Raw genomic sequence first — 12,798 nt, 5'->3', positions numbered from 1 at the left:
TTAAGTGTTTAAAACTTTTGTGCCTTTTGCGGTTAAAATAATGAGTATAAAAGTTTAAACAAACTCATACTGTATTTAATTTAATAAATAGCCACAGGATTTACATTCACCTGAGTAGAACCTACATATAAAGGCTGTCCCAGTACGAATAAAAATTCCCAGATTTTTTGTTTAACCAAAGGACGGCTGTCAATCAGTTCCAGGTTATAGATTCCTTTTTTAGCCAGCATAAATTGATTGATAGGGAATTCTTCTTTACTTTTTGGGTTGGGATATACTTCGGAAGCCCAGGTGTCACCGCCAAAAGCAACAATTCCCTGATCGGCAAGCCATTTTGCGGCATCCATTCCGATTCCCGGTTCTGTTTCAAGAAATTGCTGGTTATTTTTACCAATCAATTCAAGCCATCCGGTATTAAAAAGAACGATATCACCTTTTCGTAGGGTAAGTTTCTGTTTCTTTAAAACGGATTGGATATCTTCTACGGTAAATTCTGTTCCTCCCGGCACAATAGATTTTCCATAATGAGCCGTCATGTCAAGAACTACACCACGGGTAACGAACGGAGGTACTTTTTCAACACCCAGTTTTTTTACCCCTTCTACGGTTACAAAGTCTGTGGCTTTATTTCCATTGTAGTACATGTTATCAATCCCGATATGCCCGATACCGTTTAGTTGTGTTCCTACTCCGGTCCATCCGTTGACCAATTCGTCATTGAAGGTGAATTTATTGGGACCTATGCTTTTTCCGGCCTGTTCTCCGGGCTGAATATTGTATAAATTGAAGCTTCTGTGTCTGAAAGCGGGAAGGTTTTTATCAATAGGAACGGCAAGGGCTAATGTTTTACCTTGTTTTACTAAACCAAGGGCTTGTTTTACCACTTCAGGAGTCAGTAGATTGGCCGCTCCGATTTCGTCTTTTGCTCCATAAGCAGATGGGTACCATGACTGGTCTTCCGGGTTTACCAGGGTCTGAGCTCTTAAAGCAACGCTGCTAATAGTCAACAGAGTTGCTAACCCGAACATTTTGATCAGATTATTTTTCATTTTTTGTAAGGTTTGGGATTGGGGAAGGGAAGTGGGAAGCTGGAAGAGGGAAGTTTTATTATTGTATTGATAATTAGCAGGCTTCTATTGCACTATTCTGTAGATAACAGAGAGATTCCTCCTTCGTCGGAATGACAATTGAAGTTAATTGTAAACCAATCTATTTATTATCCGGCATCAATAACTTCCAGCCTCCTTCTTCCAGCTTCCAGCTCTATTAAATTTCGCTCAACGCTGAATTGATAATGTTCAGTTCTTCCTGTGAAAGGTCAATCGACATTGCTTTTGCATTCTCAATAGCTTGCTGTACATTTCTTGCGCCTGCCAGTACCACTGTAATAGCGGGTTGCAGAGTAGTCCATCTTAATACCAATTGAGAAAGGCTGGCTCCTTTTTCCTGAGCGATTGGTTCAATTTTTTCTAAGAAAGTTTTCACTTTATTCAAATCAAACTGAGAGAAATATCCGTTTCTGTGATCGTTATCCTTCAATTGAGTTTCTTTGAAATATTTACCGGTCAAAAGACCTCTTTCCATTGGGCTGTACACGATAATTCCTGTATTGTTTTCTAAAGAATAAGGAACAAGATCGTTTTCAATAGCACGGTTCAGCATGCTGTAAGAAACCTGGTTGCTGGCAAGCTGTAAAGTTCTGTTAGCTTCTTCCATCTGAGCTACGCTATAGTTGCTTACTCCTGCGGTACGGATTTTTCCCTGCTGAATTAAAAGTTCCATGGCTTCCATGGTTTCGGAGATAGGAGTTGTACTATCCGGCCAGTGAAGCTGCAAAAGGTCAATATAATCCGTTCCTAATCTTTGTAAACTTTCTTCAACTTCTTTGATGATATTTTCTTTAGAAGCTAATTTATAAACGGGAATTGTTTTTCCTTCGTCTTCTGCATCGAAGAAAAATTCTCCTTTGCCATTGTTACTTCCATCCCATACCAATCCGAATTTTGTTAAAAGCTGGATTTTTGAACGGTCTTTTCCTTTGATTGCTTCACCAATCATTTCCTCGCTTAATCCGAAACCATAGAAAGGTGCCGTGTCAATAGAAGTTACGCCATGATCCAATGATGCGTGAATAGAATTAATAGAATCCTGCTTTTCATTACCGCCCCACATGTTTCCTCCAATAGCAAAAGCACCGTGTGTGATGGTTGATAATTCTAAATCGGTATTTCCTAATTTTCTATATTCCATTTTGTTTGTTTTAAAATTGTTGTATTAAACCACCCCGTCAAAAATTCTTTGAATTTTCGCCACCCCTCCGGATGAGGGGAATTCTCGCCGTTTCAATTGCAGCATTCGCGAAAATCGTAGATTTTCAAAAACTTAAGTGTTCTTATAACAGCCAATATGATAGCTTTATTTACTTAAGGGTTAAAAAAACTTTTGCGACTTTTGTGGTAAAATTATTTGTTATGTAATTCTTTTAAAATAGCTTCTCCAACGCTCTTTGCTGATTGTGGGTTTTGTCCTGTAATAACTCTTTGATCTGCCACTACATGATTCTGCCAAAGCCCTGATTTTTCAAATTTTGCTCCTCTTTCTTTCAGTTTATCTTCCAGTAAGAAAGGAACAACGTTGGTTAATTTTACTTCAGATTCTTCTTCATTGGTAAAAGCATTGATTTTCTTTCCGTCCACAAGATATTTCCCATTATTCAGTTTGATATTCACAAGCCCTGCAGGACCATGACATACACCTGCTACAATACCTCCGTTTTCATAAATTTTTGAAGCGATATCTGCCAGTTCCTTATTGTCTGCAAAATCCCACATCGCTCCGTGTCCTCCTGCATAAAATACCGTTGAATAGTCTTTTGGATTCACCTGAGATGGAGTCATAGAATGATCCATCTTGTTTTTGTATTCTTTGTTTTCCCAAAACTCCTTGTTTACAGGATCTTTCAAATCAAATCCGTCTACCGGAGGAGTTCCTCCTTTTGGACTTACAAAATCAATTTCATATCCTGCTTTGTGAAGGACTTCCCATGGATGAGAAACTTCCCCCAGATAATATCCTGTATCTTCACTGGTACTTCCTTTTTTATCATGGCTGGTTACGACAAATAAAATTTTCTTTTTCATATTTTTTGATTTTTTGGTTTGGGCCTGAACGAATCCTATGGTAAGGATTGCCAGTACTAACAACGCTAATTTTTTCATGGTTAAATACTAATACTATTTGTAAGATAAATCTGTGGCTTCTCCTGAAGTTTTTCGTCTACCAAAGCTCCGAAAGCCTGGATGTAAGGCTGCTGATTATGCTGAGCCAGTCCTTCTTCATTTTTCCAGATTTCATAGAAAACGAATTCATTTTTGTCTTCAATTCCCTGATGTAAGCTGTAAAGTTCACAAGCTTCTTCTTTTCTTGTTTCTTTTACCATGTTCTGAAGAACTTCCAATACTTCTGTCTGATGTTCTTCTTTGGCTTTTATAATGGCTGTAAGATGAATTTTCATAATTAAATAAAATTTTCAATTGAGTTATAGATAGGTTTCCAATCCAGTTCTGTTCTGGCTTTGTCTGCGCTGCAAATACTGTTAGATGCAAAGCCGAAATAACCTCCTGCAGGACCGAATTTATTAACAGCATCCTGTATGCTTAAGGATTTTGCAGGTTTAAGATTGTATTTTTTACTGATGTTTTCTGCAATATTTTTTATGGATGACGAACCATTTTCAGCATAATAAATGGAACCTCCTTTTGCTTTTTCCAATGCGAGTACATATAAATCTGCCAAATCTTCAATATGTAAATTAGACCAGATATTTTCCCCTTCTTCAAAATAAACGCCATGTCCATTTTCCTGAGAAAAATTAACGAGAGCCGGGATCTGAATACTGTCTTTTTTAATGCCTAAGCCTTTACCATAAACCATTGTAGGAACAATAACGATACTTCTTATATCTTTTTGTATAGATTGCAGTACATAATTGTTGATCAGTACTCTTGATGCCATTTCCAATCTCGGAGTTAATGGAAAGTCTTCCGTATAAACGAAATTACTTCTTTTACCATTTTCTTTACCACCGAAAATAGCTGAACCTGAAGTGAATATAAAAGTTTTATGACTTCCTTCCAGTGCCTTGATAAAGTTGTCTGCAGCATAGGCATCATCTGCGGAATCGGCATTATGGATGACTGCATCCACATCAGCAACAGCCGTTTTTATAAGGTTTTCATTATGGATATCTCCTACAATAGCCTTGATTCCCAATGATTCCAGTTCCTGTACATGCGCTTCATTACGTACCAGCCCTGTTACTTCATAATTTTTGTCCAGCAGTTTCTTTGCGATAGTTCCGCCAATATAGCCGGTAATTCCTGTGATCAGTACTTTTTTCATGATACGAGTTCTGGTTTTAATTCTTTTTCAAAAACAGTTTTCACATGGTCTCTGTAGCGTTTCATATCACGTTCTACATTGGCATTTTTCTCTACATCATGGAAGTGGAAACTTTCCATTTTTTCTAAAGATACAAAAGCATTCATTCTGTGGAAACCAAATAAAGGACCTTCATCTACACTTTTTTCACTGAAAAATTCTCCGGGAAGCGTAAAGGCTGTTGCAGGAGCATTCCAGCTTGTAGTCAGCATATACTTTCTGCCACCAAGCATTCCTCCTGTACCATAATTGATCTCCGGATTTTCAGCATTTCTTCCGTCACTCATATAAATTCCTTTGGCATGACCTGCTGTGAAAACTTCGTCAATGTATTTTTTCAATCCGTTGGGAAGCTGAAACCACCAGATAGGAGTATGGTAAATGATGTAATCTGCCCACACAAACTTTTCTACTTCTTCATTTTTATCATAATTTTCGCTTACATTGGTGATCTTTACTTCTACGTTACCCAATTCTTTAAGAACTGCTAATGTATTTTCTGTAATAGTCTGATTATATTTTCCTCCGGAATGTCCGAAATTCTGTCCTCCGTTGATGATTAGTACTTTTTTCATTTTTTTATGATTGTTTAAATTTTACTCTGCAAAGTTAGAATGGATGTTTGTATAATAAAAATAATATAAATTATAGGAAAGTATTATTTAAATTATAGTTTTTGATTCAAGGTTTTGAGTTTAAGTTGAAGATCGAGAGTGAATGGTGAATAGTCAATAGTCAATCCGCTTCGCTTGTGAATTTTTATGAGTATACCGATTCATCATTGACTTTACGCAGCAAAAATTGACTATTGACAGCATTAATGGTGAATAGTCAGTTCGCTTCGCTTGTGAATTTTTGTAAGTATGCCGATTCACCATTGACTTTGCTCAGCAAAAATTGACTATTGACAGCATTAATTGTGAATAGTCAATCCGCTTCGCTTGTGAATTTTTATGAGTATACCGATTCATCATTGACTTTACGCAGCAAAAATTGACTATTGACAGCATTAATGGTGAATAGTCAATCCGCTGCGCTTGTGAATTTTTGTAAGTATGCCGATTCACCATTGACTTTGCTCAGCAAAAATTGACTATTGACAGCATTAATTGTGAATAGTCAGTTCGCTTCGCTTGTGAATTTTTATGAGTATACCGATTCATCATTGACTTTACGCAGCAAAAATTGACTATTGACGGCACTGATGGTAAAATGTCATATCATATTTGAACTGAAATTTCTGTCTGTCGTGTAAATTTGTCTAACAAATTGAAGGACAATGATACAGATAGCCGTTTTTAGTGATGTGCATGGAAACCTTCCTGCACTGGAAGTTGTACTGAATGATATTGAGCAGAGGGGAATCCGGCAGAAATTCTGTTTGGGGGACCTGGTGGATTTTGCACCCTGGGGAAATGAAGTGATTGAGAAGATTAGAAGTTTAAACATTCCTTGTCTGATGGGAAATCACGATGAAAGGATTGCTTTTGATATTCCTGTTGTCCCTTTGTCCAAGCATTCTGAAGAAGAAACCAATGCCAGATTTGTTGCGATAGATCACTCTAAAAAACACATTTCAGAACCGAATAAAAAATTTCTTACTGAGCTTCCTTTTCATTTAAAATTAAACTATAAAACAGGGAATAAGCACTGGAATATTCAATTGGTTCATTCCAGCCTTGAAAGCAATGACACTTACTTATACGAATCAGAAAATGATGAGGTTTTTAGGGTAATGCTGGAAAGGGCAGATGCTGATCTGATGGTAATGGGACATACTCATTTATCTTTTAAAAAACAGTTTGAAAATGATACCTGGGCTGTCAATTGTGGTTCCGTAGGCCGTTCTAAAGAAGAAAACAGATTGGCTTCCTATTTAGTATTGACTTTAGATGAAGAAAAAATTACCCCGGAAATTGTCCAATTATCCTATCCGATTGATGAAACTGTCCGCCAGATAAAGGAAAGCGGGATTCCGGATTATTATGCTTCCTTTCTGAAGAATGAAAATGTATTAATATTATAATTATTTTGTAATTTTGCATTATAATATTAATAATTAAGTCATGGTTAACTTAGAATGGTATCGTACTTTTAAGGCGATCTATAAAACCGGGACATTGACAGGTGCTGCGGATGCTTTATTCATATCACAGCCGGGAGTAAGCCTTCATTTAAGCTCATTGGAAGCTTATGTAGGTTATAAGCTGTTCGACAGAACCGGTAGAAAAATGATTCCGACAGAACGTGGGAAAGTATTGTTTAATGCAGTAGCTGAACCGATTACCAAGCTGGAAGATGTAGAAAAGAATTTTCAGAAGTCTACTGAGAAACATACTCCTACAATCAGCGTGGGTATGTGTTTTGAGACTTTTCAGACTACCCTTGAACAATATGTTTCTTCATTACCCTTTAATCTGATTATCAGTTTTGGAGAATATCCTGAAATGCTGGATCAGCTGGATAAAGGAATTCTTGATCTTATCATTACCCCGAAAAAAGGGTCTTCACCTAATATTGAGCATGAAGCGTTCTCTTCAGAACAAATTATTCTGGTAGGAGGAAAAGATGTGGATAAAGCAGCTTTCAATAAGGTTTTAAAAACAAAAGATGCCGAACAGATAGAGGAATGGCTGAAAAATGAAAAATGGTACGGAACCACCGGAGACATGGAACATCTTTTCCAGTACTGGATATTGAATTTTGGTCATAAACCCAATTTCCGTCCTAATTATATCGTTCCTAACATGAACTCAATAATCCGCTGTCTGAAAGGTGGAACAGGATTAGCCGTTGTTCCAGATTTTCTATGCAGAAATGATATTGAAAACGGTGATATCCAGTTGATTTGGGAAGGAAAGAAGAAATTTGAAAATACGCTTTACTTCGGTTGTCGCAAGAAAACCAATTATCAAACTGAAATAGAACATATTAAAGGATTATTCCGCAAGGTGATGGCTTAATAAAACCATATCTATCATCTGTAAACCGTTTTCATAAATAGGTGCTGGATAATTTTCAATAAAGAAATTCTTCAGAATTCCACTTTTAATGAAACCGTTTTTCTCATAAAATCTGATCTGTTGGAAACCGGTATCCGATGTTCCAACAGTCAGTGTTTTATAATGATTTTCTTTCGCAATTTCTTTTGCCTTATCTATCAGGATCGTTCCAATACCTTTATTTCTGTAGCTTTCAATGACAGCAATGTTTTTAATTTCCAGTTCAGTATGGGGCTTCTTGTACAACGCCATTACAGCGATGTTTTCAGTACCGTCATGTAAAAGATAGATCTCAGAACTAAAAATATATTGATTGATAGCTTCTCGTGTTTCATCAGCCAGAAGCAGTAAATGATAAGGGATTTCTGAATCCGAATTTAGCTTGTTGAAGGTGAAATTTTCCATTTACAGGCTCATATGGATAAGTGGATACTCTTTTCCTGAACCATCTTTTTCCGATCTTCCGATTTTTTTGAAGCCCATTTTTTCATAAAACCCGATCGCCTGAGGATTTTGCTCATTCACATCTACTTTGGTCAATCCCGTTTTCTCTTTCATGAACTGATAAAGAGTTTTTCCATAGCCTTTTCCACGAGTGTCATTGTGAATGAAAAGCATTTCCAGATTGCCCTCTGCTACGGATGCAAATCCTTCAGCTTCGTTGTCTTCAGTAATTAAATAGACTTCCAGGTTAGGAAGATAGTCTCTTGGAATGACCTCTTTGAAATAATTGAAATCCTCTTCAGCAAGAAAATCATGAGTGGCTTTTACTGCTGATTCCCATATTTCCATAATTCGAGGATAATCCTCTGCATTTGCCAGTCTGATGTATTGTGACATGATGTTTAATTTAAACAAAAATAAAGAAAATAGCGATGGTATACCAGCAGGAACATAATTTTGCAACCAGCAACCAGCAACCAGCAACCAGCAACCAGCAACCAGCATCCAGCATCCAGCATCCAGCATCCAGCAACCAGCAACCATCAACTAGCAACAATCATCCAGCAACCAGCAACCAGCAACTCAAAACTGCAATTACCTAACAATTTTCTAACAGGAACAGTAAAATTGGTAGGCAGAATTTCCGATTTTTTATTGCAAATTTGTTTATCACTTTATATTAATCATTAAAATAAAGACTTATGCAAAAGAAAACCTATACAGGACAACCTGTGGTAACCTTAAATAATGGAGTGGATATTCCGGCTTTAGGCTTTGGAGTATGGCAGATGGAAGATCTGAAAGAATGTGAAAATGCAGTAATCAAAGCTATTCAAACAGGATATGGAATGATTGATACTGCTGCTATTTATCAGAATGAAACAGCGGTAGGTGCTGCCGTAAAAAATAGCGGTGTAAACAGAGATGAATTGTTTATCACATCAAAAGTATGGGTTCAGGATCATGGATATGAAAAGGCAAAAAGTGCTTTCCAGAGAACATTAGACAGATTGCAGATGGATTATCTTGATATGTATCTAATCCACTGGCCGTATGGAGATTTTCTGGGAACGTGGAAAGCTTTGGAAGAGTTATATCATGAAGGGAAAATTAAAGCCATTGGGGTGTGTAATTTTACCGTCGAGAAACTTGAGGAATTGAAGGCTAATTCAACCGTTTTACCCGTTATCAATCAGATTGAACTGCATCCTGTATTCCAGCAGAGAGAATTACAGGTATATGACAGAGAAAATAATATCGTAACTCAGCCCTGGAGCCCGCTAGGAAATGGTAATGCCAACCTTTTAAGCAATCCTGATCTGAAAGCGATTGCTGAAAAATATGGTAAAACTGTAGCTCAGGTCATTCTGAGATGGCACTTACAGGAAGGCTTTGTTGTAATTCCGAAATCTGTGACCCCTTCAAGAATCGAAGAAAACTTTAATGTATTTGATTTTGCGCTGACAGAGGATGAGATGAATGTTGTACGTTCCTTAGATACCGGAAAAAGATTATTCTTTGATCCTAAAGATCCGGAATGGGAGCAAAAAATGTTAAATTCCGTAGCGGATATTTAATAGAAATAAAAAGTAAGAATACTCCCACAGATCTCACAGAAAACACAGATTGTAATCTGTGAAATAGTGAAAACTGTGGGAATTGTATTTTCATTCAGGGTGAGGAATATCATATCCTGTTGAAAATGAAGTGTTCCTATTTTTTGTACCTTTTTAATAAAAAATAATTGTTATGATTTGGCCGGAAACAATCAGCAGTAAACTAGGAATAGAATATCCTGTTATTCAGGCTCCGATGTTTGGAGTGAGCACCGTCCAGATGGCTGTTGCAGCTGCAAAAGCAGGCTGTCTCGGATCACTGGCACTGGCTGACCTTTCTGCAGATCAGTCTGTTGAATTGATCAGAGAGATGAAAAAGTTGACAGATAAACCTTTTGCTGCTAATATATTTGTTCATCACATTCCGGAAGTGACTGATGCTTTAAAAGAAAAGTATGGTAAAACTAAGCTTTTTATTGAGCAGCTGGCAAAGGAAAATGCGATTGAAGTACATCTTCCGGATCTTGAAGAAATCAGTGTAAACGGCTACCATGATCAGGTGGATGCCATCATTCGGGAAGACTGTAAAATTTTAAGTTTTACTTTCGGAAATCTCGATGATCAGAGTATTCAGAAATTAAAAGAAAACGGAGTTACTCTTATCGGAACCTGTACTTCTGTGAGAGAAGCTTTATTACTTGAAAATTCCGGTATTGATATCATTTGCGTTCAGGGAATAGAGGCCGGAGGGCACAGAGGAAGTTTTGAAGCAGAAAATATTCCGCAGATCGGAGGATTATCTTTGCTGTCACAGATCTATGAACAGGTAAAAGTTCCTTTGATTTATGCCGGAGGGATTTATGGAGCGAAGACATTGCAGGCTGTTAAAGAGTTAGGAGCACAGGGTTTTCAGGTGGGCAATCTTTTACTGGCTTCTCAGGAAAGTGCTTTGCAGCCTTTTGAAAAAGAAAGATTGAAAAAAGTAAGAGAAGAAGAAATTGTTCTGACGAAGAGTTTTTCCGGAAGGTATGCCAGAGGTGTGAAAAATCAATTTATAGAAACAGTTGAAAATTCAGAATATATTTTACCTTATCCTTACCAGAACAAACTGACCAATGCCTTGCGTAAAGCAGCAAAATCTTTGCAAAATCCGGAGTTTGTAGGAATTTGGGTAGGACAGTCTATCCATCCATATAGCGAACTTTCTACAGAAGAAATTCTGAAAAAACTGATCAAAGAATGTGAAAGATAAATCTGTATGTTTTAATTTGATGATAATTTTATATTTTCGTACATCAATATCATTGATCTGCCCCAATATAAAACTAAAACCAATAAAAAACATCCATGAAATATTCAGAAGGAATTAAGAGATCACTTCCATTCGGGTATCTTTTTCTCGTTATAATGGGAATATTAAAAGAAAGTGTCTTCTACTATCAGATCAATATTAATATTCTAAAATATTCAACAATAATGGACATTCTGATAAGCCCGATTGCTACTTTAACGGCTCATCCGGTTATCCTGATTGCCCTGATTGTTATCGTCGTATTTTCATTTGCTTTTCCCTCTTTTTTATCCAAACAGGCCAATAAAAATAAACGTTGGGCATTCCAGATGGCATCTCTCAAAGGACATGAAAATATGAGCAAAGAGGCTATTGAGAATCATTTTACCAATATGTTTGTGAAATTTCTCGCCATGATGCTACTGTCTTTCTTTGTGGGAATAGGTTGGGGAGAAGGGCTTGGGCTCACCAGAAAGATAAGGGAGAACAAGCTTAAATATGACTATAAATTAAACTATGGTGATGATAGCTTTGAGCAGGTACATCTGATAGGATCGAACAGCATGTATTATATTTATCTGGCAAAAGGAAATAAAACGATAAAAATAGCACCGTTGGGCTCCATAAAGAGTATTGAACTGACCAATAATAAAAAGTTAAGCGACAATTAGAAAGCATACTTCATAAAAAAGCTTCAGAAATAGAATCTGAAGCTTTTTTATTATTTTGTTAAATCAAGACCGCCGAAATTTCCGGAACTCATCATTAAATAAACACCGTTTGTTTTATCTAATGTATTCCAGTAGGCGTGAAGATCCTCAGCATTCGTGAAAACTCTTAATTTTTCATTCTTGAATTTTTCCTTGATAAACTCAGGAGAAATAGGTTCCATTCTCTTGATCTTCAAAGCATCTTCAGAATAGAAAACAATGGCTTCTTCCAGACCATCCATGGCGTGGTCATATTGTTCAAGGAAAGCCGGATTTAAGCTGGAATAGGTATGAAGCTCCAGAAATCCATATTTCTTATCATTTTTAAATTGCTCTGCAAATGCTTTTACCGCAGCCTTTACCTTACTTGGTGCATGCGCAAAGTCTTTGTATAATATTCCTTTATCTTCTCTTTCTACTTTTTCAAGACGTTTGGATGCTCCTTTGAAGCTCATAATCGCCTCATAGAAATCTTCATCCATAATGCCAAGCTGACGGCAGATATGTCTTGCTCCTTCAAGGTTCAATAGGTTGTGGGCTCCAAAAACAGAAAGAGGAACATCTCCCATTTCGGTTTTTAAATATACTTTACCATTATTGATTTCGTATTCAGGAGTTTTGTAAGGGATTTTTCTGAAATAGTTCTCTGCATTTTCCACTACTTTTACTACTTCAGGATCTTCTTCGTTGTATACCAGAACTCCACCGGCAGTAATACTTGCTACAAACTTTCTGAACTGATCGATATAATCATCAAAGGTCTTGAATACATTGATGTGATCCCATGCAATACCGCTCATTAAAGCGATGTTCGGCTGATACAGTAAAAATTTTGAACGAAGATCGATGGGAGAAGATAGATATTCATCACCTTCCAGTACCATGAAATCATTATCCTGAGTCAGTTTTACCATACAGTCGAATCCTTCAAGCTGAGCTCCTACCATAAAGTCTACATCTTTCTGATGGAAATTCAACACGTGAAGAATCATTGAAGTAATGGTAGTTTTACCATGTGATCCTGCAATGACCACTCTTGTTTTGTTTTTAGACTGTTCGTATAGAAATTCAGGATAAGAATATATTTTCAGCCCCAGTTCTTTTGCTCTTGCCAACTCTGGATTATCCTGATGGGCATGCATTCCAAGAATAACTGCATCAATATCCTGAGTAATTTTTTCCGGGAACCAGCCCATTTCCTGAGGCAGAATTCCTTTCTTTTCCAATCGGGATTTTGAAGGTTCAAAAATAGCGTCATCAGAACCTGTCACCTGATATCCTTTGTCTTTTAATGCGATCGCAAGATTATGCATGGCGCTTCCGCCAATGGCAATGAAGTGGGTTTTCAATTGTAT

At 37.0% G+C, this 12,798-nt stretch carries 14 protein-coding genes; 5 read left to right on the top strand and 9 right to left on the bottom strand.

The window, feature by feature from the left end:
- Positions 1-80 precede the first annotated feature (80 nt).
- From JOE44_RS12010 to JOE44_RS11985, 6 genes are all read right to left on the bottom strand, one after another.
- Entirely contained in the window at positions 81-1,049 is a 969-nt protein-coding gene (locus JOE44_RS12010) for a cyclase family protein (protein WP_209785768.1), read from the bottom strand.
- 217 nt (positions 1,050-1,266) lie between these two features.
- The gene (locus tag JOE44_RS12005; RefSeq protein ID WP_209785767.1) at positions 1,267-2,250 is read right to left on the bottom strand and encodes an aldo/keto reductase; all 984 of its coding nucleotides are present in this window, start codon (positions 2,248-2,250) and stop codon (positions 1,267-1,269) included.
- A 212-nt stretch (positions 2,251-2,462) separates the two neighbouring features.
- Entirely contained in the window at positions 2,463-3,218 is a 756-nt protein-coding gene (locus JOE44_RS12000) for a type 1 glutamine amidotransferase domain-containing protein (protein WP_209785766.1), read from the bottom strand.
- Between the two features lie 2 nt (positions 3,219-3,220).
- Positions 3,221-3,514 (bottom strand): putative quinol monooxygenase, encoded by a 294-nt coding sequence (locus JOE44_RS11995; protein ID WP_209785765.1) that lies wholly within the window; start codon positions 3,512-3,514, stop codon positions 3,221-3,223.
- Between the two features lie 2 nt (positions 3,515-3,516).
- Positions 3,517-4,401, bottom strand: a complete 885-nt coding sequence (locus JOE44_RS11990) for an NAD-dependent epimerase/dehydratase family protein (protein ID WP_209785764.1) — start codon at positions 4,399-4,401, stop codon at positions 3,517-3,519.
- Positions 4,398-5,015 (bottom strand): NAD(P)H-dependent oxidoreductase, encoded by a 618-nt coding sequence (locus JOE44_RS11985; RefSeq protein WP_105684457.1) that lies wholly within the window; start codon positions 5,013-5,015, stop codon positions 4,398-4,400. Before JOE44_RS11985 ends, JOE44_RS11990 begins: the two co-directional genes overlap by 4 nt.
- A 704-nt stretch (positions 5,016-5,719) precedes the next feature.
- On the opposite strand from JOE44_RS11985, the gene JOE44_RS11980 reads away from it, so the two are divergent.
- Positions 5,720-6,466, top strand: a complete 747-nt coding sequence (locus JOE44_RS11980) for a metallophosphoesterase (protein WP_209785763.1) — start codon at positions 5,720-5,722, stop codon at positions 6,464-6,466.
- A 40-nt stretch (positions 6,467-6,506) separates the two neighbouring features.
- Positions 6,507-7,403, top strand: a complete 897-nt coding sequence (locus tag JOE44_RS11975; protein WP_209785762.1) for a LysR family transcriptional regulator — start codon at positions 6,507-6,509, stop codon at positions 7,401-7,403.
- Here JOE44_RS11975 and JOE44_RS11970 read toward each other — a convergent pair.
- On the bottom strand, positions 7,380-7,847 hold the full coding sequence (locus JOE44_RS11970; RefSeq protein ID WP_209785761.1) for a GNAT family N-acetyltransferase: 468 nt from the start codon (positions 7,845-7,847) through the stop codon (positions 7,380-7,382). The genes JOE44_RS11975 and JOE44_RS11970 overlap by 24 nt on opposite strands.
- Positions 7,848-8,282, bottom strand: a complete 435-nt coding sequence (locus tag JOE44_RS11965) for a GNAT family N-acetyltransferase (protein WP_209785760.1) — start codon at positions 8,280-8,282, stop codon at positions 7,848-7,850. It lies immediately after the preceding gene.
- A gap of 305 nt (positions 8,283-8,587) precedes the next feature.
- Here JOE44_RS11965 and JOE44_RS11960 point away from each other — a divergent pair, with 305 nt between their 5' ends.
- The 3 genes from JOE44_RS11960 to JOE44_RS11950 all read left to right on the top strand — a co-directional run bounded on the left by JOE44_RS11960 (position 8,588) and on the right by JOE44_RS11950 (position 11,404).
- The gene (locus tag JOE44_RS11960; protein ID WP_209785759.1) at positions 8,588-9,463 is read left to right on the top strand and encodes an aldo/keto reductase; all 876 of its coding nucleotides are present in this window, start codon (positions 8,588-8,590) and stop codon (positions 9,461-9,463) included.
- 172 nt (positions 9,464-9,635) lie between these two features.
- Complete coding sequence (locus tag JOE44_RS11955; RefSeq protein ID WP_209785758.1) at positions 9,636-10,694, top strand: nitronate monooxygenase; 1,059 nt, start codon at positions 9,636-9,638, stop codon at positions 10,692-10,694.
- Positions 10,695-10,789: 95 nt separating this feature from the next.
- Complete coding sequence (locus JOE44_RS11950; RefSeq protein ID WP_105684449.1) at positions 10,790-11,404, top strand: hypothetical protein; 615 nt, start codon at positions 10,790-10,792, stop codon at positions 11,402-11,404.
- Between the two features lie 50 nt (positions 11,405-11,454).
- Here the strand turns inward: JOE44_RS11950 and JOE44_RS11945 are convergent, their stop codons facing one another.
- Positions 11,455-12,792 carry a Mur ligase family protein gene (locus JOE44_RS11945; RefSeq protein WP_209785757.1) on the bottom strand — a complete coding sequence of 446 codons (1,338 nt, stop codon included), beginning with the start codon at positions 12,790-12,792 and terminating at the stop codon, positions 11,455-11,457.
- Positions 12,793-12,798 lie beyond the last annotated feature (6 nt).

Source organism: Chryseobacterium sp. PvR013 (assembly GCF_017833095.1).
GTDB classification, from domain to species: domain Bacteria; phylum Bacteroidota; class Bacteroidia; order Flavobacteriales; family Weeksellaceae; genus Chryseobacterium; species Chryseobacterium culicis_A.
This window is presented reverse-complemented; position numbering and strand designations above follow the sequence as displayed.

Bases quoted from the DNA above. Each gene is read 5' to 3' on its own strand.
- JOE44_RS12010 (WP_209785768.1), bottom strand. From the start codon at position 1,049: ATGAAAAATAATCTGATCAAAATGTTCGGGTTAGCAACTCTGTTGACT.
- JOE44_RS12005 (WP_209785767.1), bottom strand. From the start codon at position 2,250: ATGGAATATAGAAAATTAGGAAATACCGATTTAGAATTATCAACCATC.
- JOE44_RS12000 (WP_209785766.1), bottom strand. From the start codon at position 3,218: ATGAAAAAATTAGCGTTGTTAGTACTGGCAATCCTTACCATAGGATTC.
- JOE44_RS11995 (WP_209785765.1), bottom strand. From the start codon at position 3,514: ATGAAAATTCATCTTACAGCCATTATAAAAGCCAAAGAAGAACATCAG.
- JOE44_RS11990 (WP_209785764.1), bottom strand. From the start codon at position 4,401: ATGAAAAAAGTACTGATCACAGGAATTACCGGCTATATTGGCGGAACT.
- JOE44_RS11985 (WP_105684457.1), bottom strand. From the start codon at position 5,015: ATGAAAAAAGTACTAATCATCAACGGAGGACAGAATTTCGGACATTCC.
- JOE44_RS11980 (WP_209785763.1), top strand. From the start codon at position 5,720: ATGATACAGATAGCCGTTTTTAGTGATGTGCATGGAAACCTTCCTGCA.
- JOE44_RS11975 (WP_209785762.1), top strand. From the start codon at position 6,507: ATGGTTAACTTAGAATGGTATCGTACTTTTAAGGCGATCTATAAAACC.
- JOE44_RS11970 (WP_209785761.1), bottom strand. From the start codon at position 7,847: ATGGAAAATTTCACCTTCAACAAGCTAAATTCGGATTCAGAAATCCCT.
- JOE44_RS11965 (WP_209785760.1), bottom strand. From the start codon at position 8,282: ATGTCACAATACATCAGACTGGCAAATGCAGAGGATTATCCTCGAATT.
- JOE44_RS11960 (WP_209785759.1), top strand. From the start codon at position 8,588: ATGCAAAAGAAAACCTATACAGGACAACCTGTGGTAACCTTAAATAAT.
- JOE44_RS11955 (WP_209785758.1), top strand. From the start codon at position 9,636: ATGATTTGGCCGGAAACAATCAGCAGTAAACTAGGAATAGAATATCCT.
- JOE44_RS11950 (WP_105684449.1), top strand. From the start codon at position 10,790: ATGAAATATTCAGAAGGAATTAAGAGATCACTTCCATTCGGGTATCTT.